General features: G+C 68.5%; 22 protein-coding genes. 8 read left to right on the plus strand and 14 right to left on the minus strand.

From position 1 onward, the window contains the following. The 4 genes from AC1RRS_RS16710 to AC1RRS_RS16725 all read right to left on the minus strand — a co-directional run. On the minus strand, nucleotides 1-331 hold a 331-nt coding region (locus tag AC1RRS_RS16710), incomplete at its 3' end, for a biotin/lipoyl-containing protein (RefSeq protein WP_492856094.1). 147 nt (nucleotides 332-478) lie between these two features. Next, the gene (locus AC1RRS_RS16715) at nucleotides 479-1,831 is read right to left on the minus strand and encodes a pyruvate dehydrogenase complex E1 component subunit beta (protein ID WP_492856095.1); all 1,353 of its coding nucleotides are present in this window, start codon (nucleotides 1,829-1,831) and stop codon (nucleotides 479-481) included. After that, on the minus strand, nucleotides 1,828-2,859 hold the full coding sequence (pdhA, locus tag AC1RRS_RS16720) for a pyruvate dehydrogenase (acetyl-transferring) E1 component subunit alpha (protein WP_492856096.1): 1,032 nt from the start codon (nucleotides 2,857-2,859) through the stop codon (nucleotides 1,828-1,830). Before pdhA ends, AC1RRS_RS16715 begins: the two co-directional genes overlap by 4 nt. A 175-nt stretch (nucleotides 2,860-3,034) precedes the next feature. After that, the gene (locus AC1RRS_RS16725) at nucleotides 3,035-3,331 is read right to left on the minus strand and encodes an FtsB family cell division protein (RefSeq protein WP_058348879.1); all 297 of its coding nucleotides are present in this window, start codon (nucleotides 3,329-3,331) and stop codon (nucleotides 3,035-3,037) included. Nucleotides 3,332-3,722: 391 nt separating this feature from the next. On the opposite strand from AC1RRS_RS16725, the gene AC1RRS_RS16730 reads away from it, so the two are divergent. Together AC1RRS_RS16730 and AC1RRS_RS16735 are read left to right on the plus strand one after the other, a co-directional pair. Beyond that, complete coding sequence (locus tag AC1RRS_RS16730; protein WP_492856097.1) at nucleotides 3,723-4,304, plus strand: hypothetical protein; 582 nt, start codon at nucleotides 3,723-3,725, stop codon at nucleotides 4,302-4,304. Between the two features lie 35 nt (nucleotides 4,305-4,339). Then, the gene (locus tag AC1RRS_RS16735; RefSeq protein ID WP_492856098.1) at nucleotides 4,340-5,230 is read left to right on the plus strand and encodes an alpha/beta hydrolase; all 891 of its coding nucleotides are present in this window, start codon (nucleotides 4,340-4,342) and stop codon (nucleotides 5,228-5,230) included. A gap of 88 nt (nucleotides 5,231-5,318) precedes the next feature. Here the strand turns inward: AC1RRS_RS16735 and eno are convergent, their stop codons facing one another. From eno to secG, 7 genes are all read right to left on the minus strand, one after another. Next, complete coding sequence (gene eno / locus AC1RRS_RS16740; protein WP_492856099.1) at nucleotides 5,319-6,599, minus strand: phosphopyruvate hydratase; 1,281 nt, start codon at nucleotides 6,597-6,599, stop codon at nucleotides 5,319-5,321. Nucleotides 6,600-6,707: 108 nt separating this feature from the next. Next, nucleotides 6,708-7,709: a retroviral-like aspartic protease family protein gene (locus AC1RRS_RS16745; RefSeq protein WP_492856100.1), complete on the minus strand. Its 1,002-nt coding sequence runs from the start codon at nucleotides 7,707-7,709 to the stop codon at nucleotides 6,708-6,710. A gap of 223 nt (nucleotides 7,710-7,932) precedes the next feature. Then, the gene (gene rpmF / locus AC1RRS_RS16750; RefSeq protein WP_110122084.1) at nucleotides 7,933-8,115 is read right to left on the minus strand and encodes a 50S ribosomal protein L32; all 183 of its coding nucleotides are present in this window, start codon (nucleotides 8,113-8,115) and stop codon (nucleotides 7,933-7,935) included. Between the two features lie 111 nt (nucleotides 8,116-8,226). Continuing rightward, nucleotides 8,227-8,517: a type II toxin-antitoxin system RelE/ParE family toxin gene (locus AC1RRS_RS16755; protein ID WP_492856101.1), complete on the minus strand. Its 291-nt coding sequence runs from the start codon at nucleotides 8,515-8,517 to the stop codon at nucleotides 8,227-8,229. Beyond that, nucleotides 8,514-8,753 (minus strand): hypothetical protein, encoded by a 240-nt coding sequence (locus tag AC1RRS_RS16760; RefSeq protein ID WP_492856102.1) that lies wholly within the window; start codon nucleotides 8,751-8,753, stop codon nucleotides 8,514-8,516. The genes AC1RRS_RS16755 and AC1RRS_RS16760 overlap by 4 nt, the downstream gene beginning before the upstream one ends. Before the next feature lie 54 nt (nucleotides 8,754-8,807). Then, the gene (pyrG, locus tag AC1RRS_RS16765) at nucleotides 8,808-10,460 is read right to left on the minus strand and encodes a CTP synthase (protein ID WP_110122085.1); all 1,653 of its coding nucleotides are present in this window, start codon (nucleotides 10,458-10,460) and stop codon (nucleotides 8,808-8,810) included. Nucleotides 10,461-10,548: 88 nt separating this feature from the next. Then, a complete protein-coding gene (gene secG, locus AC1RRS_RS16770) occupies nucleotides 10,549-10,974 on the minus strand; it encodes a preprotein translocase subunit SecG (protein ID WP_487289424.1) in 426 nt (141 codons plus the stop codon). Between the two features lie 143 nt (nucleotides 10,975-11,117). Between secG and AC1RRS_RS16775 the strand changes: the two genes are divergently transcribed. Further along, entirely contained in the window at nucleotides 11,118-11,633 is a 516-nt protein-coding gene (locus AC1RRS_RS16775; protein WP_487289425.1) for a GNAT family N-acetyltransferase, read from the plus strand. A 250-nt stretch (nucleotides 11,634-11,883) separates the two neighbouring features. Here AC1RRS_RS16775 and tpiA read toward each other — a convergent pair whose 3' ends face one another. Next, a complete protein-coding gene (gene tpiA / locus AC1RRS_RS16780; RefSeq protein ID WP_492856103.1) occupies nucleotides 11,884-12,645 on the minus strand; it encodes a triose-phosphate isomerase in 762 nt (253 codons plus the stop codon). A 163-nt stretch (nucleotides 12,646-12,808) separates the two neighbouring features. Here tpiA and AC1RRS_RS16785 point away from each other — a divergent pair, with 163 nt between their 5' ends. Both AC1RRS_RS16785 and trpE read left to right on the plus strand, forming a co-directional pair. Beyond that, nucleotides 12,809-14,785, plus strand: a complete 1,977-nt coding sequence (locus AC1RRS_RS16785) for a peptidylprolyl isomerase (protein WP_492856104.1) — start codon at nucleotides 12,809-12,811, stop codon at nucleotides 14,783-14,785. Further along, on the plus strand, nucleotides 14,782-16,314 hold the full coding sequence (gene trpE / locus AC1RRS_RS16790; RefSeq protein WP_492856105.1) for an anthranilate synthase component I: 1,533 nt from the start codon (nucleotides 14,782-14,784) through the stop codon (nucleotides 16,312-16,314). The genes AC1RRS_RS16785 and trpE overlap by 4 nt, the downstream gene beginning before the upstream one ends. A gap of 167 nt (nucleotides 16,315-16,481) precedes the next feature. On the opposite strand, the gene AC1RRS_RS16795 is transcribed toward trpE, so the two are convergent. Together AC1RRS_RS16795 and AC1RRS_RS16800 are read right to left on the minus strand one after the other, a co-directional pair. After that, nucleotides 16,482-18,596, minus strand: a complete 2,115-nt coding sequence (locus AC1RRS_RS16795) for a multicopper oxidase family protein (RefSeq protein WP_492856106.1) — start codon at nucleotides 18,594-18,596, stop codon at nucleotides 16,482-16,484. Nucleotides 18,597-18,700: 104 nt separating this feature from the next. Next, on the minus strand, nucleotides 18,701-18,907 hold the full coding sequence (locus AC1RRS_RS16800) for a hypothetical protein (protein ID WP_199228632.1): 207 nt from the start codon (nucleotides 18,905-18,907) through the stop codon (nucleotides 18,701-18,703). Between the two features lie 149 nt (nucleotides 18,908-19,056). Here AC1RRS_RS16800 and AC1RRS_RS16805 point away from each other — a divergent pair, with 149 nt between their 5' ends. Genes AC1RRS_RS16805 through trpC form a run of 3 tightly spaced genes read left to right on the plus strand, consistent with a single transcriptional unit; the run spans nucleotide 19,057 to nucleotide 21,482 of the window. Next, the gene (locus tag AC1RRS_RS16805; RefSeq protein ID WP_110122092.1) at nucleotides 19,057-19,653 is read left to right on the plus strand and encodes an anthranilate synthase component II; all 597 of its coding nucleotides are present in this window, start codon (nucleotides 19,057-19,059) and stop codon (nucleotides 19,651-19,653) included. A gap of 15 nt (nucleotides 19,654-19,668) precedes the next feature. Further along, a complete protein-coding gene (gene trpD, locus AC1RRS_RS16810) occupies nucleotides 19,669-20,697 on the plus strand; it encodes an anthranilate phosphoribosyltransferase (protein WP_492856107.1) in 1,029 nt (342 codons plus the stop codon). Next, the gene (trpC, locus tag AC1RRS_RS16815; RefSeq protein ID WP_492856108.1) at nucleotides 20,694-21,482 is read left to right on the plus strand and encodes an indole-3-glycerol phosphate synthase TrpC; all 789 of its coding nucleotides are present in this window, start codon (nucleotides 20,694-20,696) and stop codon (nucleotides 21,480-21,482) included. Before trpD ends, trpC begins: the two co-directional genes overlap by 4 nt. Nucleotides 21,483-21,550 lie beyond the last annotated feature (68 nt).

Consider the following 21,550-nt stretch of genomic DNA (forward strand, 5'->3'; position numbering starts at 1 on the left):
CGGCGGCGGGAGCCGCGGCAGCGGCGGCCTTCGGGGCCTCGGCGACAGCGGCGGCGGGCGCGGCGGTCGGAGCCGGCGCGGGGCTCTCGCCCTCGCCCGCCAGCTTGGCGATCAGCGCGTTGACCTTGACGTTCTCGGTCCCGGCGTCGACCAGGATGGCTTCGATCACGCCCTCATCGACGGCTTCGACTTCCATGGTCGCCTTGTCGGTCTCGATCTCGGCGATGACGTCGCCGGCCTTGACGGTGTCGCCGACCTTGACGTGCCACTTGGCGAGGGTGCCCTCTTCCATGGTGGGCGACAGGGCGGGCATCAGGATGTCGATCGACATTTGAGCTCTTTCCTCAAGCGTTCGGAACGATGTCGGCCCCGATGGTGTGCCGGGCCGTCGTCCTCGATACCCCGCCCTGGGGCGGGATGAATTCGTTGACCGAGACGATGCGGCCCCCGCCCGTCAGGAGCGGGGGCCGCGCCGGTCTCAGCGGTAGCAGACCGTCTTGGCCGCCTTGACGATCTTGTCGACCGACGGCAGCGACAGGGCTTCCAGGTTGGCCGCATAGGGCAGCGGCACGTCTTCCTGGTGGACCCGCAGCGGCGGGGCGTCCAGGTAGTCGAAGCCGAACTCCGTGATGCGGGCGACGATCTCGGCGCCGACGCCCATCGGGCCCCAGCCTTCCTCGACCGTGACCAGGCGGTTGGTCTTCTTGACGCTTTCCAGGACCGTGGCGTGGTCCATCGGGCGGATCGTCCGCAGGTCGACGACCTCGGCCGAGATGCCTTCGGCGGCCAGCGCTTCAGCGGCCTGCAGGGCGAAGCCCACCATGCGGCTGTAGGCGACCAGGGTCACGTCCGTGCCCTGACGGCGGACCTTGGCCTTGCCGATCGGCACGACATAGTCCTCGACGTCCGGGATGTCGAACTCGTGCCCGTACATCATCTCGTGTTCGAGGAAGACGATCGGGTTCGGGTCGCGGATGGCGGCTTTCAGCAGGCCCTTGGCGTCGGCCGCGTCGTACGGCGCGATGACCTTCAGGCCCGGGATGTTGCCGTACCAGGCCGCGTAGTCCTGGCTGTGCTGGGCACCGACGCGCGAGGCCGCGCCGTTCGGACCACGGAACACGATCGACGACTTGATCTGGCCGCCCGACATGTACAGCGTCTTGGCCGCCGAGTTGATGATGTGGTCGATCGCCTGCATGGCGAAGTTCCAGGTCATGAACTCGACGATGGGCTTCAGACCCGCCATCGCCGCGCCGACGCCCATGCCGGCGAAGCCGTGCTCGGTGATCGGGGTGTCGATGACGCGCTTGTCGCCGAACTCCTGCAGGAGCTCGCGGCTGACCTTGTAGGCGCCCTGGTACTGGGCGACTTCCTCGCCCATCAGGAACACGCGGTCGTCGCGGCGCATCTCTTCGGCCATGGCGTCGCGCAGGGCGTCGCGCACGGTGATCTTCTTGGTCGGCGTGCCTTCCGGCAGTTCCGGGTCCGCGAAGTTCGAAGCGGCGGCGATCGGGGCCGGAGCCGTCGAGGCCACCGGGCCGGCTTCGGCGACGACCGGGGCGGCGGCGGGAGCGGCCGACGCCGAGGCGCCGTCTTCACCGGCCAGCTTGGCGATCAGGGTGTTGACCTTGACGTTCTCCGAGCCGGCGGGAACGAGGATGGCCTCGATCACGCCCTCGTCGACGGCTTCGACTTCCATCGTCGCCTTGTCGGTCTCGATTTCGGCGATCACGTCGCCGGCCTTGATGGTGTCGCCTTCCTTGACGAGCCATTTGGCCAGGGTGCCTTCCTCCATGGTGGGGGAAAGCGCGGGCATCAGGATGTCCGTCACTCGGCGGCCTCCAGGTATACGTCGGTGTAGAGTTCGGAGGGATCCGGCTCGGGGCTGGTGCGGGCGAACTCGGCCGCTTCGGCCACGATGCGCTTCACTTCGCCGTCGACGGTCTTCAGATCGTCCTCGGTGACGCCGGCCGCGGCCAGGCGTTCCTTGATGTGGTCGATCGGATCGCGGGTCGTCTTGACCTCGTCGACCTCTTCCTTGGTGCGGTACTTGGCCGGGTCGGACATCGAGTGGCCGCGATAGCGGTAGGTCTTCATCTCGAGGATGTAGGGACCCTGGCCGCTGCGGGCGTGCTCGCTGGCGCGGGCGCCGGCTTCACGCACGGCCACCACGTCCATGCCGTCGACTTCCTCGCCCGGAATCCGGAACGAGACGCCGCGCTTGTGGAAGGCGGTTTCCGACGCCGAACGCTCGACGCTGGTGCCCATGGCGTACTGGTTGTTCTCGATCACGTACACGACCGGCAGCTTCCACAGCTGGGCCATGTTGAAGCTCTCGTAGACCTGGCCCTGGTTGGCCGCGCCGTCGCCGAAGTAGGCGTAGGAGACGTTGCCGTTGTTCTTGTAGTGGTTGGCCAGCGCCAGGCCGGTGCCGAGCGCCACCTGGGCGCCGACGATGCCGTGGCCGCCGTAGAAGCCGGTCTCGATGTCGAACATGTGCATCGAGCCGCCCTTGCCGCGCGACGAACCGCCAGCGCGACCGGTCAGCTCGGCCATGACTTCCTTGGGGTCCATGCCGGCGGCCAGCATATGGCCGTGGTCACGGTAGCCCGTGATGATCTGGTCGCCCTTGTGCTGGATCGACTGCATGCCGACCGCGATGGCTTCCTGACCGATGTAGAGGTGGCAGAACCCGCCGATCAGGCCCATGCCGTACAGCTGGCCGGCGCGCTCTTCAAAGCGGCGGATCAGCAGCATGTCCTGATAGAATTTGAGAAGCTCTTCCTTGCCGACGAAGGCGTTGACACCGGTGTCGGCGCCCTTCTCCGTCGAGGCTTCACCCTTGCGCGTTCGCGCCATTAAACTCTCCCTGGCCAATCACCATAACGGCCTTCATCTCAGAGGCTTCCGTCGCCGCCGCTGTGCGGCTTTCCGGCGCAGGATAGCGCTCATGTTGACGCCGAGACCGCCCTCCAGGCCGCAACCTGAAGTGTGGTCTACAAGACAGCCTCGGACCGGTGTGAACCGACCCAGCTCAGCGCTTGGTGCGGATCACGTAGTCCTTGGGATCGGCGTATCCAAGGAGGGAACGCGCGCGTTCCTCCAGGAGATCGGCCGACAGGCTGCCGCTGCGTAATAGACGAGCCCGAGCCTCCAGGTCCATCCTCTCAGCGCGGATCTTCTTAAGTTCCATCGTCTTGGCGGCCAAGTCCGCGTTGCGTTGAGACGAGGAAAGCAGGCCTCTCTCGCCCGTCAGAGCGTGAAAGACGAAGTACGTGATCAGGAGAAGGAGCGCCGCGGTCGGCAGGTAGGGTTGCAGTCGAGCGAACATCGGCGAATCCCGGACAGGGAGGTTCAGGCTGCCAGAACGTGCTTAACACGGTCTAAATCCCCAACCCTGCAAGGGGCTTGCAAATAGCTCGCGAGCAGGCTCAAAATACTTTCAAATGAGACCGTTTCAGGGGCATCGAGATACCGCATCGCGGCATTTCGTTCGCAGCCGCGAGAACGGTTAAAACCTCTGTTTTTCTAAAGGCGGCCGAGCTTTTAGAAAAAATGTGGTCGGTCTTTTTTGATCGAACACCGGTCACGCCTGTTTTGAGGGCGCCCTCGCCTCAGAATCGCCGCTGTGACGCTTCTGACTTGCCACTTAAGATTGATGCGCCGCGCGCGCCGCGTGTGAAATCAGCGTCGGCAATGCGTCTTGAGGGGGAAGAAACGACATGCTTCGCAGACACGCTCTGGCGGGCCTCGCCATCACCGCCCTGGCGCTGCCGGCGGCGGCCCGACAGCGCAGCGACGACGGCGTCGTGAAGGGCCGCAAGGGCGGACCCAACATGATCAAGGGCGACCCGCCCAGGCTCGACTTCGGCGGCGGGCTGTTGATCCCGATGAACGCCTCGATCTTCAAGACCCTGTGGGAGGGCGAGGACCGCTGGGTGACCTATGGCCGATCGGTGGCTCGCCAGGAAACACGAGCCATGCAGCAGGCCGAAGTCGCCGCCACCGGCACGATGAAGCTGATGCTGCTGACCCAGGCCTTCGCGCCCGAACGCCTGGTGCGGTTCGAGACCTGCGGCTGGCGCGGCAGGACGGGCGACGCCAAGGACCTGGTGCTGGGCGAGATCGCCCTGCCCGGCCGTCCGGTGATGCCGACCACCGACCGCGTCAGCGGCGCGGCGACCGGCGCGGAGACCGACGGCCTGGGCGAGGACGCCTGGCACGCGGTGACCGGCTACATGGTCATGAAGAAGGACGTCACCCTGGCCGATGTGAAGGCCCGGGCGCAGCTGATCGAGGGTTGAGACGCTCGCCCTATCCCATGGTTGGAGACGCCTTGATGGACCGCGACTGGAATCGCCGCCGGCTGATGGCGGCCGGCGACGCGCTGGCCTTCGGCGCGGCAAGCGCGGCCAGAGCCGAGACCGCCCCGGAAGTCCTGCCCCTGTGGCCCGGCTCCGCGCCGGGTGGAGAGCGCGTGACGGGCGAAGAACGGCGCGTGGCCTACAACTGGCCTGATGGCCGCGTCGACTACAGCATCGAGGGCGTCACGCGCCCGACGCTGACGCTCTATCCGCCGGCCAGGACCGCCAAGCCGAAGGCGGCGGTGCTGGTCATTCCCGGCGGCGGGTTCAGCAAGGTGGTGGCCGACAAGGAGGGGCACGAGGTCGCCCGCTGGCTGGCCGCCAACGGCGTTTACGCCGGCGTACTGGTCTATCGGCTGCCGAAGGATCCGTGGGCGGCCCGCTTCGACGCCCCGTTGCAGGACGCCCAGCGCGCGCTGCGGCTGCTGAGAAGCCGGACCAGCGCTCCCATGGTCGGCGCGCTGGGCTTCTCGGCCGGCGGGACCCTGGCCGCGGCCCTGGCCTCGCGCGGAGCCGCCGCCCTCCATCCGCCGGTCGATGGCCTGGACGCGGCCCCTTCCCTGCCCGACTTCATCGGCCTGGGCTATCCGTGGCTGACCCGGCCCAAGGCCCCGCCGCAAGCGACGCCCTTCCACGGCTTCGACGGCCCCACGAGGGCCTTCCTGTTCCACGCCGAGGACGATCCCAAGGTCTCGGCGGACAACAGCCGGGACGCCGCTCGCGACATCGTCGCCCGGGGCGGGGCCGCCGAGCTGCACGTCTTCCCGACCGGCGGCCACGGCTTCGCCCTGCGCTCGCGCCCGCCGGCGCCGGAGACCGCCTGGGGCGGGCTGTTCCTGGCCTGGCTGGGCCGCCTGCCCGGCTGAAGCCTGTAGAGAGGCCTGTAGAAACGAAAAAGCGCGCCGGGCTGACCCGGCGCGCTCTTCTCGTTCAGTTGGACCGCGGTCCGCCCGATCAGCGGCCCTTGAGGGCGGCGCGACCGGCGTAGACGCCTTGGTCTTCCAGCTGCTGCTCGATGCGCAGCAGCTGGTTGTACTTGGCCAGCCGGTCCGAACGGGCCAGCGAGCCGGTCTTGATCTGACCGCAGTTCAGGGCCACGGCCAGGTCGGCGATGGTGCTGTCCTCGGTCTCGCCCGAGCGGTGGCTCATGACGCTGGTATAGCCATGGCGGTGAGCCAGATCGACGGCGTCGATGGTTTCCGACAGCGTGCCGATCTGGTTGACCTTGACCAGGATCGAGTTGGCCAGGCCCTGGTCGAGGCCGATCTGCAGGCGCTTGGGGTTGGTCACGAACAGGTCGTCGCCGACCAACTGGACCTTCTTGCCCAGGGTGTCGGTCAGCAGCTTCCAGCCGGCGAAATCGTCTTCGGCCATGCCGTCCTCGATCGAGGCGATCGGGAACTTGGAAACGAGGTCGGCCAGGTAGTCGACCATCTGCGACGGGTCGAGCGACTTGCCCTCGCCTTCCAGCTCGTACTTGCCGTTCTTGAAGAACTCGGTCGAGGCGACGTCGAGGCCCAGCAGGAAGTCGTCGCCGGCCTTGTAGCCCGCGGCTTCACCGGCCTTGACGATGAAGTCGAGCGCGGCTTCGGCCGAGGCGAGGTTCGGGGCGAAGCCGCCTTCGTCGCCGACGTTGGTGTTGTGGCCGGCGTCCTTCAGAGCCTTCTTCAGGCCGTGGAAGATCTCGGCGCCCATGCGCAGGGCTTCGGAGAAGCTGGCCGCGCCGGTGGGCAGGATCATGAATTCCTGGATGTCGATCGGATTGTCGGCGTGGGCGCCGCCGTTGATGATGTTCATCATCGGGGTCGGCAGGACGCGGGCGTTCACGCCGCCGATGTAGCGGTGCAGCGGCAGGCCGGCCGACTCGGCGGCGGCCTTGGCCACGGCGAGCGAGACGCCGAGGATGGCGTTGGCGCCCAGGCGGGCCTTGTTCGGCGTGCCGTCCAGGCCGATCAGGAGGCTGTCGATGCGGCGCTGGTCTTCGGCGTCAACGCCCGACAGGGCGTCGAAGATCTCGCCGTTGACGGTTTCCACGGCCTGGCGGACGCCCTTGCCGAGGTAGCGCGACTTGTCGCCGTCACGCTTTTCGACGGCTTCGTGGGCGCCGGTCGAGGCGCCCGACGGCACCGCGGCGCGACCGAAGGCGCCGTCCTCGAGGACGACGTCGACCTCGACCGTCGGATTGCCGCGGCTATCGAGGATTTCGCGGGCGATGATGTCGACGATCTCGGTCATGGGAGCTCCCGAAAGAAAAGGCGCTTCCCCTTAGCCGCGACGCCGCTTCGCCGCAACCAAGACCGGCGTTCGGCAGGATCGAAGTTCCGTTGCGTCAGCGCTTTGTCGTCACGCCCGCAGGACCGGCGGTCCGCCCGAACCGAGGCGGAACAGCAGTTGCTCCGCGCCGAAGTCGAGCTCGACCCGGGCGAACAGCTTCAGGACGTCCACCCCCAGCAGGAGCGCCGGCTTCTCGTTGATCTTCCAGTGATCGAAGATGTGCAGCTCGGCGAAGACCACGGCCAGGTTGGTCATCCGCAGGTCGCCCATGTTCATCGACCGCAGGACGCGGTACTCGCCGATCGTCTCGCCGCCCGCCACGCCCAGCAGGCGCACGGCTAGGGCCGGATCGGCGCCGCGCCGCTGCCTAGCCTGGATCGCTCGGGACAGGGCCATGTTGCCGATCGACGAGCCGGCGCCGGAATCGATGAAGGCCAGCGTTCGAATGTTGTTGACCCGGCAGTTGACCACGGTGAGCCGCCCGAAGCGCTGGTCGGCCTCGATCTGCACCTCCTGGTTCCGTCTGGAGAACCGATATTCCGGCGTGCTGTGACGGACCTCCAGACGCTTTCGCTTGAAGTCCATGACCACCGAGCGGTCCTGCAGGATGTCGATCCCCAGCAGGCCGTCTCCGCCGACCCGCTCGGCCGCCAGCACCGGCAGTTCGACATCGGCCAGGCGCGCGTCGCCGGTGGACAGGTGGGCGATGCGGGCCGTCGGGGTGATCGCCGAACCGCCGATGCCGTGGACGATGACGTCGCGACCACGCGGCAGGTCCAGGCGGGCGGCGAGCGTTTCGGAGATGACCGAGCGGTCGGCGCCGGAATCGACCACGAAGCGGTACTGGCCCTGGCCGTTGATCTGGGTCTCGACGGTCATCCGTTCCGATTCGTCGATGCCGGTGTCGATGACGTAGAGCGGCAAGGCGGGCGTCGCCGGGGGCGGGACGACGGTCGGAGAAGCCAGCGAAACGGCCTGCGGCGCCTGGCCGGGGGAGAAGGCGTGGACGAACGAGGGCGCGGCGGCGAACGATGCGCCGAGGCCGCACGCAAGGGTGCGACGCGTGAACATGGCGAACCTCCCAGTTCGCCCGAAGTCGAGCCGCGCCTTTGGCGCTGACCGCGCTCCTGGCTTGTTGGGACCGTCCCAGTGGCGGTCCGGAAGCCATGATAGCACCGCTTGGGGCGCCCCACGACGAAAAGCGCCGCCCAGGCGAGCTGGGCGGCGCTTTCGAAGCGTCAGACGCTAAATCCTGGAGCGCTCGCCGGTCTGGCGGGCGCGTCCGAGAAAGACCTTAGTCTTCCTTCGGGGTCAGAATCTGCTTGCCGTTGTACAGGCCGGTCTTCAGATCGACGTGGTGCGGACGACGCAGCTCGCCGGTGTCCTTGTCCTCGATGAACGAGTTAGCGCCCAGGGCGTGGTGCGACCGGCGCATGTTCCGGCGAGAAGGCGAAGTTTTTCTTTTGGGAACGGCCATCGAAGTGACTCTGCTCGCTGAGCGTGAAAATCGGAAGCGGCGACTCGGGAAAGCCCAGGTCGCCGCGTGAGGGCGCGCTTATGCCTGAATGTCGCTTTCAACGCAACAGGGTTAGAGCCGAGGTCCGTAATCGCTGCGTTCATCGAGAATTCTGACGATCACGACGCGTCCTGGCTCGTCGCGATAGAAGACGATGTGACGCCCCGATTTCACCCGCCTCATGCCCGGCCGCGACGCGCCGACCAGCGGGTGACGCTCGGGGTTCCTGCCGATGGCCAGCACCCGCCGCATGAGGTCGTCGAGATAGCGTCGATGGCGCTCCGGGCTCCAATCGGCGCCGCTCGCGCTTCGGACCGATTCGAGATCCGACCGCGCCAGGGCCGAGACGATGACCGGCTTCACAGGGCCTTGAAGAAGGCTTCGACCTCTTCGGCCGTCTTCAGTTCGGTGAAGCGGCCGTCGCGGATGTCGGCCTCGCCGGCGTCGAGCGCCCGCTGGACGTCTTCGGAAAGACCGCCGGAGCGCTCGTCCAGCAGGCTGATCGCGTCGGCGACCAGCTCGTTGGCGTCACGATAGCCGCGCTCGGCGACCTTCTCGCGGATCAGCGTTTCCAACTCGGGCGACAGGGAAAGGCTCATGAGGTGATGCTACCCCCTCGCCTTTCCCAAGCCAATGGCTGGAGCCCGAGGGGCTCAGACCAGTCGACCGTGCTCCTTGGCCGCCGCGATGAAGCTGGCGAACAGGGGGTGCGGGGCGAACGGACGGCTCTTCAGTTCCGGGTGGAACTGAACGCCGATGAACCACGGATGGTCGTCGCGCTCGACGATCTCGGGCAGCACGCCGTCCGGAGAACGGCCGGTGAGCTTGAGACCCGCCTCCTCCATCTTGTGGCTGTAGCCGATGTTGACCTCGTAGCGGTGACGATGGCGCTCGACGATGTCGGTCTCGCCATAGATCTCGGCGACCTTGGAGCCCTGCTGCAGGACGGCGTCGTAGGCGCCCAGGCGCATGGTGCCGCCCAGGTCGTCGCCGGCCTTGCGCGAGACCATCTCGTTGCCCTTGATCCACTCGGTCATCAGACCGACGACCGGGCGCTCGGTGGGACCGAACTCGCTGGATGAGGCGTCGGTGATGCCCGCGACGTTGCGCAGGGTCTCGATGACGGCCATCTGCATGCCGAAGCAGATGCCGAAGTACGGCACCTTGCGCTCGCGGGCGAACTGGGCCGCCCGGATCTTGCCTTCCGCGCCGCGCTCGCCGAAGCCGCCGGGCACCATGATGGCGTGGGCGTTCTCGAGACGGGCCGCGGCCGCGTTCTCGTCGCCCTCGAAGGTCTCGCTCTCGACCCAGTCGAGGTTGACCTTGACCTTGTTGGCCAGACCGCCGTGGTGCAGGGCCTCGATGAGGGACTTATAGGCGTCCTTCAGCACGGTGTACTTGCCGACGACGGCGATGGTCACCTCGCCGTCCGGATGCTGGACGGTGTGGTCGATGGCTTCCCAGCGCGACAGGTCGGGCTTGGGGGCGTCGTGCATGCCGAAGACGTCGAGCACTTCGGCGTCGAGGCCTTCCTTGTGATAGTCGATCGGCACCGCGTAGATCGAGGCGCTGTCCATGGCCTGGATCACGGCGCTGGGGCGCACGTTGCAGAACTGGGCGATCTTGCGCTTTTCCTCGACCGGGATGTCCTGCTCGCAGCGGCAGAGCAGGATGTCCGGCTGGATGCCGATGGAGCGCAGTTCCTTGACCGAGTGCTGGGTCGGCTTGGTCTTCATCTCGCCGGCCGTCTTGATGAACGGCAGCAGGGTGAGGTGGACGTAGCAGCTCTGGCCGCGCGGCAGGTCCTGGCGCAGTTGGCGGATGGCCTCGAAGAACGGCAGGCCCTCGATGTCGCCGACCGTGCCGCCGATCTCGACGAGCACGAAGTCGACGGCCTTCTGGCCGGTCTCGTCCATGGCGGGCGAGAGGACGAAGTCCTTGATCTCGTTGGTGACGTGCGGAATCACCTGGACGGTCGCGCCCAGATAGTCGCCGCGGCGCTCCTTCTCGATGATCGTCTTGTAGATCTGGCCGGTCGTGATGTTGTCGGCCTTCTTGGCCGACACGCCGGTGAAGCGCTCGTAGTGCCCCAGATCCAGGTCGGTCTCGGCCCCGTCGTCGGTGACGAACACCTCGCCGTGCTGATACGGGCTCATGGTGCCCGGATCGACGTTCAGATAGGGGTCGAGCTTGCGCAGGCGGACGGTGTAGCCGCGAGCCTGCAGGAGAGCGCCGAGCGCTGCGGAGGCGAGGCCTTTTCCAAGGGAGGAAACCACGCCGCCGGTGATGAAAATGTACCGCGTCATGGGCGCTCAGATTACCCGCGATTCGGCGATCGCGGCGAAAAGACCGACGTTCATAAACAAGTTTCGCTTCCGAGCCTGAGCCCCGCCCTTATTGGGCGGGGGTCTGAGCCGGAGCCGGAGCAGTCGTGACCGGAGCCGCAGGCGCCGGAGCGCCGAGCTGCGGGGTCGGAGCCTGGATCGGCGCCGGCGCGGTCGTGGCGGGAGCGGCCGGGGTCGCGGGCGCGTTCAGGGTCTTGGTGTCGAGATTGTCGATCTTCAGCTTATCGACGACCGAATCAGCGCTGCCGATGCGACCCGTCAGAATGGTCAGCACCAGGCTGATGACCAGAAACACCGAGAACAGGATCCAGGTCATCCGGGTCATGAAGTCGCCGGCCCCGCGGGCGGTCATGAAGCTGCCCGCCCCACCGCCGCCCATACCGAGCGCGCCGCCTTCCGAACGCTGGAGCAGCACGAAGCCGATCAGCGCGATGCAGACGATGATGTTGATGGCCAGCAGGATGGCGATGAGCATGACGAAACAGTTCTCGATTCAGTGCAGTCAGAGGACCGGCTGCGAAAAACGAAGCGGCCCCTCTACCACTACCGGCGCGCGCACGCCATAGGTGGGGCGACGGCCTGCCAACTCAAGTTCCCCAATCCAGTTTTAGGGCGCGCATGATTCTCGAGACCGAACGCCTCACCCTGAAGCCCCTGGTCGCCGAAGACGCCCCGCTGATCTATCCGTTCCTCAGCGATCCGGAACTGATGGCGCACTGGGACCGGGCGCCGCTGGAGGATCCCGACGAGGTCGCCGCCTGCGTGGTCGGCCAGGTCGAGGACATGCAGGCCGGGACCGCGCTCTACTGGACCATCCGCCTGACCGCGACCGGCGCCTTCGTCGGCGCCTGCGAGTTCGTCGAGATCGACGAGCGCCGCCACCGGGCCGAACTGCGCTTCATCGTGGCCCGCGAGGCCTGGGGCAACGGCTACGCCCAGGAGGCGGTCAGCGCCCTCCTCGCCCACGCCGCCGCCAGCGACCTCAAGCACGTGGTCGCCCGCACCCAGGTCGGCGACGCCCGCGCCGAGAAGCTGCTGGAACGCCTGGGCTTCAAGGGCGCGGCCTATCTGAAGGGCCAGGTGGATCGCGACGGCGAGCGCCGGGACGGAAGGCTGTACGGGTTGGAGCTGTAGGGTCCTTCTCCCCTTGCGGGAGAAGGTGGCGCCGACAGGCGTCGGATGGGGGGTCTCTCAGATGGGAGACGCCGCGCCCGGCCTGACCGCTGCACGCGGCTTTGAGGTTTGAGAGACCCCTCACCCGACCTCCCTCCGGGAGGCCACCCTCTCCCGCAAGGGGAGAGGGATCAGGCGGCCGCGCTTTCGCGGGGACTTTACGGGAGGGGGATGCGCAGAGCCCAGCCCCCCCTTTATCGCAAGCAGAAGCCTAGGCCGCCCGGATGATCGCCAGGAAGTCCGCGGCCTTCAGCGAGGCGCCGCCGACCAGGGCGCCGCCGACTTCCTCGGTGGCCAGGATCTCGGCGGCGTTGTCGGGCTTCACCGAGCCGCCATAGAGGATCGGCACGCTTGCGCCCTGGTCGCCGAAGCGCTCGACGAGGATGGCGCGGATGGCCTTGTGGATGGCGGTGATGTCGGCCGGGGTCGGGGTCAGGCCCGTGCCGATGGCCCAGACGGGCTCGTAGGCGACGGCGAAGGCCTGGCCCGCCAGACCGGCCGGCAGCGAGTTGCGAATCTGGCCGGTGACGATCGACTCGGCGTCGCCAGCCTCGCGCTGGGCTAGGGTCTCGCCGCAGCAGATGATCGGCTCCAGGCCGACCGCCAGGGCGGCCTCGACCTTGGCCGAGACCAGTTCACAGGTTTCTCCGTAGCCGCCGCGCCGCTCGGAGTGGCCGAGAATCACCAGCCGGGCGCCGGCGTCGACCAGCATCGCGGCCGAGACATCGCCGGTGTAGGCGCCCTGCGGGGCCGGATGGCAGTCCTGGCCGCCGACGATCACCGTTTCGCCCGAAAGCGTTTCGGCCATGCGGTGCAGCAAGGTGGCGGGCGGACAGATGGCGACACGGGCGGCCGGAGGGGCCTCGGCGACCGCCGCGGCCACGGCCCTGGCCTCGTCCAACGAGGCCTCGAGGCCGAACATCTTCCAATTTCCGGCGATCAACGGCCGGGGCGTCGTCAGAGAAACGGTCATGAGAGTGGCTTTGGGGACGTGGTCCCTTCGGAAGTCAAGTCCGCTTCGGCTTGCTCACTCGCCTTGGCCTCTACTATACCCGCTTGCTCGCATCGAGTGCGTCGCCGTGGCGGCCGTCCGTGCGAACGACATCGGGCGAAACTCAGAAGGTAGTTCCAACGTCATGCTCGCCGGTTTTCGCTCCCTCGCTAAATCGCCCTTCGCGGTCGTCCTGTTCGGCCTGCTGATCGTCAGCTTCGCCGTCTTCGGCATCAGCGACGTCTTCAAGCGCTCGCCCGCCGCCGACGTGGTCGATGTCGGCGCGCGCAAGGTCACGCCCGAGGACTTCAAGAGCCGCTTCGACACCTATCGCCGCCAACTCGAGAGCCAGGGCCAGAGCCTGACCCCCGACGAGGCCGTCGCGCGCGGCGTGGACCGCCAGATGGTCCAGGAACTGGCGCTGCAGGAATCGATGGCCGAGCTGATCGCCAAGATGGGCGTGCGCCCGTCCGAGACGCTGATCGCCACCACCCTGCACAAGCAGATGAGCGAGCTGCCGGCCGGCCAGCGCCCGTTCAACCCGATCACCGGCCAGTTCGACAAGGACGCCTATCAGCGCCTGCTGGCCGAGAACAACCTGACCCCGACCCGCTTCGAGGCCTCGCTGCGCGACGACATCGCCCAGTCGCAGTTCTACGCCAGCGTCGCCAACGGCCTGCGCACCCCGCGCATCTATTCGGCCCTGCAGGCCGTCTACGGCCTGGAAAGCCGCGACCTGGCCGCCTTCGCGATCAACCCGGCCAGCGTGCCCCAGCCGGCCGCGCCGACCGACGCCCAGCTGCAGGCCTTCATGAAGGAAAACGCCGCCGCCCTGACGCGTCCCGAGACGCGCCAGCTGGCGATCGTGCGCTTCAGCGCCAAGGCCCTGGAGCCGACCGTGAGCGTCGACCCGGCCGAGGTTCAGAAGACCTTCGACTTCCGCAAGGACACCCTGGCCGCGCCGGAAACCCGCTCGCTGATCCAGATCGTCGCCCCGGACGCCAAGGCCGCCGCCGCCATCGCCGAGCGCCTGCGCAAGGGCGAGGATCCGGCCGCCGTCGCCAAGGCCTATGGCAAGACCCCGGTGGTCATCGCCGACAAGCCCAAGACCGCCCTGCCCGACCGCAAGGTCGCCGACGCCGCCTTCTCGCTGGCCGAGGGCCAGGTCAGCCCGCCGATCGCCGGCGAGCTGGGCCAGTCGGTGATCAAGCTGACCAAGATCACCCCGGCCAAGGCCGCTTCGCTGGAAGCCGCCCGTCCGAAGATCGAGGCCGACCTGCGCGTCCAGAACGCCCAGGCCAAGGCCTATGAGCAGACCCAGACCTATCAGGACGCCCGCGACGCCGGCGCCAACGTCGTCGACGCCGCCGGCAAGGCCGCCGCCCTGGTGGTCACCAGCCCCCCGATCACGGCCCAGGGCACGGACCTGGCCGGCCAGCCCTTCGCCGGCCTGACGCCGGACGTGCTGAAGACCGCCTTCGCCCTGCCGAACGGCGGCGAGAGCGACCTGATCGAGGCCGAGAAGGGCGAGTACTTCGCCGTCCGCGTCGAGAAGGTGATCCCCGCCGCCCTGCCCCCGCTGGCCGAGATCAAGGGTCCGCTGGCCAATCAGTGGATGCTGCAGGAGCTGTCCAAGCGCCTGAAGGCCAAGGCCGACGAGCTGGCCGCGCGCGTCCGCAAGGGCGAGTCGCTGGACAGCGTCGCCGCCGCCGCCGGCTCGAAGGTGCAGAAGGTGGCCGGCCTGTCGCGCGAGAACGCCCGCCAGTACCAGGCTCTCGGCCGCGACCTGCTGATCGGCGCCTTCAACGCCAAGCCGGGCGAGGTGTTCACCGCCCGCGCCCCGGCCGCGCCGAACGCGCCGCAGCTGACCTATGTGGTCGGCCGCATCGAGGGCGTGCACACCGGCGACGCCGCCGAGATCGCCCGCGCCACCGAGACCCTGCGTCCGCAGACCAGCATGGCCTACATGCGCGACGTCGGTCAGGCCAGCCGCGTGGCCGCCATGGCCAAGCTGAAGCCGAAGACCAACCTGACCCTGGCTCGCCAGGCCCTCGGCGTCGACACCGACGCCCTGGCCAAGAGCGGCAAGGACACGGCCACGAAGCCGGGCGCGGCTCAATGAGCCTCGAGCCGGGCTACGACGCCTTCGCGGCCGGCTACGACGCCGGCCTCCCGCAGCTGGTCTGGACGCGACTGATCGACGACCTGGAGACCCCGGTCTCGGCCTATCTGAAGATCGGCCACGGCCGGCCCTACGCCTTCCTGTTCGAAAGCGTCGAGGGCGGCGCCTGGCGCGGCCGCTATTCGATCGTGGCCATGAAGCCGGACGTGGTGTGGCGCTGCCGCGGCGACCAGGCCGAGATCGCCCGCGACGGCGACATCGCCGCCGGCCGCTTCACGCCGCTGGAAGGCGGCGCGCTGGACAGCCTGCGCGACCTGATCGCCCAGTCGAAGATGGAGCTGCCGGCCGGCCTGCCGCCGATGGCGGCGGGGATCTTCGGCGCGCTGGGCTACGACACCGTGCGCCTGGTCGAGAAACTGCCGGACATCAATCCCGACAGCCTGGGCCTGCCCGATGGCATCATGACCCGGCCCTCGATCGTGGCCGTGTTCGACGCCATCGCCCAAGAGATCGTGCTGACCACGACGGCGCGTCCGACGCCCGGCGTGTCGGCCAAGGACGCCTATGCGGCGGCCCGCGAGCGCATCGAGACGGTGATGGTCGACCTGCGCCGTCCGCTGGCCCACGACGCTCCGCGCGTGCCGCAGGGCCCGATGGAGTTCACTACCCCGGTCAGCCGCGAGGACTATCGCGAGGTGGTCGAGAAGGCCAAGGAGTACATCCGGGCCGGCGACATCTTCCAGGTGGTGCCCAGCCACCGCTTCCGGGCCCCCTTCGGCCTGGACGCCTTCGCCCTCTACCGCTCGCTGCGCCGGACCAACCCGTCGCCGTTCCTGTTCTTCCTGGACCTGGACGGCTTCAACCTGGTGGGTTCCAGCCCCGAGATCCTGGTCCGCCTGCGCGACGGCAAGATCACCATCCGCCCGATCGCCGGCACCCGTCCGCGCGGCGCCACGCCGGAAGAGGACCTGGCGCTGGAGAAGGAACTGCTGGCCGATCCCAAGGAGCGGTCCGAGCACCTGATGCTGCTGGACCTGGGCCGCAACGACGTGGGCCGCGTGGCCATGCTCGGCCAGGCTGGCAGCAACAGCAGCTCCAAGGGCAAGCACGCCAACGTGCGCGTCACCGACAGCTTCACGATCGAGCGCTACAGCCACGTGATGCACATCGTCTCGAACGTCGAGGGCAATGCGCCCGAGAACGTCGATCCGGTGGACGTGCTGATGGCCGCCCTGCCCGCCGGCACGCTGTCGGGCGCGCCCAAGGTGCGGGCGATGGAGATCATCGACGAGCTGGAAGTCGAAAAGCGCGGCATCGGCTACGCCGGCGCTGTGGGCTACATCGGCGCCGACGGCTCGGTGGACACCTGCATCGTGCTGCGCACGGCCCTGGTCAAGGACGGCATGATGTACGTCCAGGCCGGCGGCGGGGTGGTGGCCGACAGCGACGCCGACGCCGAGTACGACGAGACCCTGCACAAGTCCCGCGCCCTCAAGCGCGCCGCCGAGGAAGCCTGGCGCTTCGCCTGACTTCCGGGTGTTCGGAAAAGACGAAGGCGGCGATCCTTTGCGGGTCGCCGCCTTTTTCTTGCGCACGTGGCCCTCATCCTTCGACGAGCTCAGGGTGAGGACCATTTCGCAGGCCGCGCAGTAGAACCCCTCATCCTTAGCCTGTCGAAGGACGAGGGTTTCCTTCCTCAGTGATCCATATGGCCCGGCGGGCGGGCCGCGCCTTCCGGCCCGGCGACGTCGGTGAGGCCATGGCCCAGGGCGATCGGCTTGCCGTCGGGACCGCGATCGGCCACGCGGACCATCTCCATCATGCCTTTGTCCTCGTGGTTGAGGATGTGGCAGTGCAGGACGAAGTCGCCGATGTAACGCGCGTAGTGGCTGCGCACCTTCACCACGACGCCCGGCTCGACGAACAGGGTGTCCTTGAAGACGCCCGTCAGGCCGAAATATTCCGAGTTCGGATCCTTGGTCAGGTCGACGCCGTCCTTGGTGGCCGATTCCAGCTCGAACGGATTGACGTGGATGTGGAACGGGTGGCCGACCTTGAAGTCGGTCTTCTGGACCGACAGCGTCCAGCGGTCGGTGTCGCCCAGCACCAGGGTGCGCGAGAAGTCGTTGGGATCGAAGCGCTTGACGTCGGTGTCGGTGCGGCCGATGCCCGGCCCCGACTTGCCGCCCGGCTTGGACGGCGGCGCCTGCAGCGAGAAGACCAGGGTCTGCTCGTTGTCGATCTTGTCGGCCAGCAGGGTCGGGTGCGGCGAGAACGACGTCAGGGTCAGGTCACGGCGCAGGTCGGCGACGACCTGCTCCTTAAGCGTCGCATCGGCGATGGGCAGGTTGCTGGCGGCGTTGACCAGCAGCGTCCTGACCTGGTCGGCCGGCGGCGCGACCGGACCGGCGCCCGGCGCGACTTCGACCACGAACAGCAGCTGACGACGCTCGGCGCTGCCCTCGACGCCCGACTGCTGGACGTTCACCAGCTCGTCGATGACGCAGTAGGAGCCGGGCTCGGCGAAGGCCACCAGCAGGTCGCTGCGATAGCCGGGCTGCATCACCGTGGACTTGCGCTCCAGCACCTTCTGGCGGGTCAGGCCGTCGGCGGCGATCTCGAATTGCGACACCGCCTCGCTGGAGGGCGCGCATTCCTTGGCGATCAGGGCGTCCTGGCCCAGTGGGCCGACCTTGGCCAGGGCGGCCAGCGGGCTGGTTCCGATGCGCTTGCGGATCGAGATCTTGACCGTGTCGGACACCCCGCCGTGGATGAACCGCCAGCGTTCCGGCGCGCCGGCCACGGCCTTCTGGTTCAGGGTCTCCAGCGTGGCGCCGTTGACGGTGGTGAAGCGGCCGGAGTTGGACCAGTTGCCGCCGCCGATGATGTCGTAGCTGTCGAGCACGCCGGTCTCGCCAGCGTCGCAGTACCAGTTCTTGCGCGTGGGCGCGACGATGCGGGCCTTGGGTTTGCCCTCGGCGTCACGGCAGGCGTACTGGATCTGCTGCAGCACGAAGACGTGGTCGGGCGACTTGGCCAGCAGCACGTCGATGTCGCCCGGAACCACCTTGCGGGCCGGCAGGTCGCCGCCGGCCTCGACCACGCGCGGCAGCCGGTCGCCCTTGATCACCAGCGCGCCGACCAGGCCGCTGGAGACCTGGATCGCCGTCGAGCCGTGGACGTGCGGGTGGTACCAGAAGGTCCCCGCCGGGTGGTCGCCGGGGATGTTGTACTCGTACTCATAGGTGAAGGTGGGATTGGGCGGCAGCTGGCGCAGGACGTTGTCGCTGATCCCCGCCGGGCTGACCCACAGGCCGTGGCTGTGCAGGTTGGTGGTGTTGAAGCAGTGCGGCTCATTGATGTCCTCGGGGTGGCCGGGACAGTTGGCCTCGGCCGGCAGCAGGTTGCGGATCTTGACCCGCACCGTCTGGCCCGGACGCGACACCAGGGCCGGCGCGACGTAGGGCCGGCCAGGCTGCGACGGATGCAGGCGGTCCTGATAGGCCCGCAACTCGACGTCGTCGAAGGCGCCCTCGTACTTGTCCTTGCCGATCTGTTTGCCGCTGTTGGGATTCCAGATCTTGGCCTTCAGCAGAACGATGTCGAGATTGGCCTCGACCTCGTCGCCCTTGGGAGGCGGGGCCGGCACGGCGCCGAACTGCTTCAGCGGCGACTCGGGCGGGGCTTCGCCCGGCGCGACCATGGTGAGGATCGGCGGATCGGAGACCGGCGCCGCCTGGCGGGCCAAGGCCGTTCCGGCCGGCAGGGCGAGGGCCAGCGCCGCTCCGCCCAAGAGTCCGAGTTGTCGCATGTGCACCCCCGTGCATCCCAAAGATGCGGGAGGCTGGGCGCATCGCTTCGGTAGATCAAGCCGGATTCACAACCTTGGGAACCCATTTTGAGCAGCCGAGGCCTTTAGTCGCCCAGGCGCTCCTTGGGCAGATGCTGGGTGACGGCCGGCGGGGCCAGGACCATCACGGCCGCGAAGCTGACGGCGGCGCTGGCCGCGAAGGCGGCGGCCATCAGCACGGGCATGATCCGCTGACGCCGGCGCGGCGCGCGCAGCAGGGCGCGGGCGTAGGACAGGGCGGCGGTGTCGAGGGCGGAATCAGCGACGGACATGCGGGAAATCATGCCCGATCGCGCCCCGGTGGCAACGGCCCGGCGGCGCGGCTGTTCGCCGCTGGGCCCCGAAAGAGAAAAACTCTCTCCGTAAAGGGATGACGCGCCGCCCCTGCCCGGACTAGAAGCGAGGCCTGAAAGGCGGCGTCATGATCCTGGTCATCGATAACTACGACAGCTTCACCTACAACCTCGTGCATTACCTGAACGAGCTGGGGGCCGAGACCGTCGTCCATCGCAACGACGACCTGACGGTGCAGGAGGCCCTGGGCCTGAAGCCGCAGGCGGTTCTGCTGTCGCCGGGGCCCAAGGCGCCCGACCAGGCCGGCATCTGCCTGCCGCTGCTGCGCGGCGCGCCCGACGACCTGGCGATCCTGGGCGTCTGCCTGGGCCACCAGGCCATCGGCCAGGCGTACGGCGGCGAAGTGGTGCGGGCCAAGGAGGTCATGCACGGCAAGACCAGCCCGATCCGCCACGCCAACAAGGGCATCTTCAAGGACCTGCCCGACCCGTTCACCGCCACCCGCTATCACAGCCTGGCCGTGCGCCGCGAAGACCTGCCGGCCGAGCTGGAGGTCACCGCCTGGACCGCCGACGGCGAGATCATGGGCGTGCAGCACCGCACCCGCCCGGTGCACGGCGTGCAGTTCCACCCCGAATCCATCGCCACCGAGGGCGGCCACCAGTTGCTGGCCAACTTCCTCGACCTGGCCGGCGTGCGCCGCGACGCCCAGATCTGGGTCTAGGACGGGGCCAAACAGATGTCCGACGCCTTCAAGCCCCTGCTGGCCAAGCTGGCCGACGGCCAGACCCTTTCGGAAGACGACGCCGAGGTCTTCTTCAGCGCCTGCCTGCGCGGCGAGCCGACCCCGGCCCAGGTGGCCGCGGCGGTGACCGCCATGCGCCTGCGCGGCGAGACCGTGGGCGAGATCGCCGCCTGCGCCCGCGCCATGCGCCGCGCCGCCGTGCACCTGGAACACCCCTATGACGTGGTCGATGTCTGCGGCACCGGGGGCGACGGCCTGCACACCCTGAACATCTCCACCGCCGTGGGCTTCGTCGCCGCCGGCGGGGGCCTCAAGGTCGCCAAGCACGGCAACCGCGCGGTGACGAGCAAGTCGGGCACCGCCGACGTGCTGGCGGCCCTGGGCGTCAATATCGACGCGACCCTGGCCCAACAGCGCGCCGCGCTCGACAGCGCCGGCATCTGCTTCCTGTTCGCCCAGTCGCACCACGGGGCGATGAAGCACGTGGCGCCGATCCGCCAGCAGCTGGGCTTCCGCACGATTTTCAACCTCTTGGGTCCGCTGACCAATCCGGCCGGCGCCAAGCGGCAGGTGGTGGGGGTTTCAGCCCCGCGCTTCGTCGAGCCGATCGCCCGCGCCCTGGGAGCCCTGGGCGCCGAGCGCGCCTGGTCGGTGCATGGCGGCGGCATGGATGAGCTGACCATCACCGGCGAGACCGAGGTGGCCGAATGGCGCGAGGGGGCGATCCGCCTCTTCACCATCACGCCCGAGGCCGTGGGCCTGCAGCGCGCCTCGCTGGCCGAGATCACCGGCGGCGATCCGGCCTTCAACGCCGCGGCCCTGACCCGCCTGCTCGACGGCGAGACCGGCGCCTATCGCGACATCGTGCTGCTCAACGCCGCCGCCGCCTTCCTGGTGGCCGACAAGGTCGAGACCCTGCGCGAAGGCGTGGAGCTGGCTGGGGCCGTGCTCGACGACGGCCGCGCCAAGGTCGCCCTCGCCGGCCTCGTGGCCGCCACCAATTCCGAAGTACAGCCAGCATGACCGACATTCTCGCCAAGATCGCCGACTACAAGCGCGAGGACGTCGCCGGCCGGAAGGCCGTGCGCTCGCAGGCCGAGGTCGAGGCCGCCGCCAAGACCGCTTCGGCGCCGCGCGGCTTCAAGGCGGCGCTGGAGGCCAAGCACGCGCCGGGCAAGCTCTCCTTGATCGCCGAGATCAAGAAGGCCTCGCCGTCCAAGGGCCTGATCCGCGCCGACTTCGATCCGCCCGTGCTGGCGAAAGCCTACGAGGACGGCGGCGCGGCCTGCCTTTCCGTGCTGACCGACGGCCCAAGCTTCCAGGGCGCCGACGAATACCTGGTGGCCGCCCGGGCGGCGACCGCCCTGCCCTGCATCCGCAAGGATTTCCTGGTCGACCCGTGGCAGGTGGCCGAGAGCCGCGCCCTGGGCGCCGACGCCATCCTGGTGATCCTGGCGATGATCGACGATGCGCTGGCCGCCGAACTGATGGCCGAGGCCGCGCGCCTGGGCATGGACGCCCTGGTCGAGGTGCACGACGAGGCCGAGACCGAGCGCGCTGGCCAGTTGGGCGCGACGCTGTTCGGCGTCAACAACCGCGACCTCAAGAGCTTCGTCGTTGACCTGGCCGTCACCGAGCGCCTGGCCAAGCTGGCCCCGGCCGGCTCGCTGCTGGTCACCGAGAGCGGCCTCTTCACCCATGCCGACGTGGTGCGGATGGAGGCCTGCGGGGCCACCGCCATGCTGGTCGGCGAAAGCCTGATGCGCCAGGCCGACGTCACGGCCGCGACCCGCGAGCTGATCGGCTAGACTTCCCATAACGGCGCTCGGCCACGTTTCGGCCAAGCTCGCGCTTCTCAATGCCCCTCGGTGTTCGA

The sequence above is a fragment of the Caulobacter sp. GW821-FHT12A07 genome, assembly GCF_058807655.1.

Excerpts from the sequence above, each read along its gene's own strand:
- pdhA (WP_492856096.1), bottom strand. The coding sequence starts at position 2,859 with ATGGCGCGAACGCGCAAGGGTGAAGCCTCGACGGAGAAGGGCGCCGAC.
- AC1RRS_RS16725 (WP_058348879.1), bottom strand. The coding sequence starts at position 3,331 with ATGTTCGCTCGACTGCAACCCTACCTGCCGACCGCGGCGCTCCTTCTC.
- AC1RRS_RS16730 (WP_492856097.1), top strand. The coding sequence starts at position 3,723 with ATGCTTCGCAGACACGCTCTGGCGGGCCTCGCCATCACCGCCCTGGCG.
- AC1RRS_RS16735 (WP_492856098.1), top strand. The coding sequence starts at position 4,340 with ATGGACCGCGACTGGAATCGCCGCCGGCTGATGGCGGCCGGCGACGCG.
- eno (WP_492856099.1), bottom strand. The coding sequence starts at position 6,599 with ATGACCGAGATCGTCGACATCATCGCCCGCGAAATCCTCGATAGCCGC.
- AC1RRS_RS16745 (WP_492856100.1), bottom strand. The coding sequence starts at position 7,709 with ATGTTCACGCGTCGCACCCTTGCGTGCGGCCTCGGCGCATCGTTCGCC.
- rpmF (WP_110122084.1), bottom strand. The coding sequence starts at position 8,115 with ATGGCCGTTCCCAAAAGAAAAACTTCGCCTTCTCGCCGGAACATGCGC.
- AC1RRS_RS16760 (WP_492856102.1), bottom strand. The coding sequence starts at position 8,753 with ATGAGCCTTTCCCTGTCGCCCGAGTTGGAAACGCTGATCCGCGAGAAG.
- pyrG (WP_110122085.1), bottom strand. The coding sequence starts at position 10,460 with ATGACGCGGTACATTTTCATCACCGGCGGCGTGGTTTCCTCCCTTGGA.
- secG (WP_487289424.1), bottom strand. The coding sequence starts at position 10,974 with ATGCTCATCGCCATCCTGCTGGCCATCAACATCATCGTCTGCATCGCG.
- AC1RRS_RS16775 (WP_487289425.1), top strand. The coding sequence starts at position 11,118 with ATGATTCTCGAGACCGAACGCCTCACCCTGAAGCCCCTGGTCGCCGAA.
- tpiA (WP_492856103.1), bottom strand. The coding sequence starts at position 12,645 with ATGACCGTTTCTCTGACGACGCCCCGGCCGTTGATCGCCGGAAATTGG.
- AC1RRS_RS16785 (WP_492856104.1), top strand. The coding sequence starts at position 12,809 with ATGCTCGCCGGTTTTCGCTCCCTCGCTAAATCGCCCTTCGCGGTCGTC.
- trpE (WP_492856105.1), top strand. The coding sequence starts at position 14,782 with ATGAGCCTCGAGCCGGGCTACGACGCCTTCGCGGCCGGCTACGACGCC.
- AC1RRS_RS16795 (WP_492856106.1), bottom strand. The coding sequence starts at position 18,596 with ATGCGACAACTCGGACTCTTGGGCGGAGCGGCGCTGGCCCTCGCCCTG.
- AC1RRS_RS16800 (WP_199228632.1), bottom strand. The coding sequence starts at position 18,907 with ATGTCCGTCGCTGATTCCGCCCTCGACACCGCCGCCCTGTCCTACGCC.
- AC1RRS_RS16805 (WP_110122092.1), top strand. The coding sequence starts at position 19,057 with ATGATCCTGGTCATCGATAACTACGACAGCTTCACCTACAACCTCGTG.
- trpD (WP_492856107.1), top strand. The coding sequence starts at position 19,669 with ATGTCCGACGCCTTCAAGCCCCTGCTGGCCAAGCTGGCCGACGGCCAG.
- trpC (WP_492856108.1), top strand. The coding sequence starts at position 20,694 with ATGACCGACATTCTCGCCAAGATCGCCGACTACAAGCGCGAGGACGTC.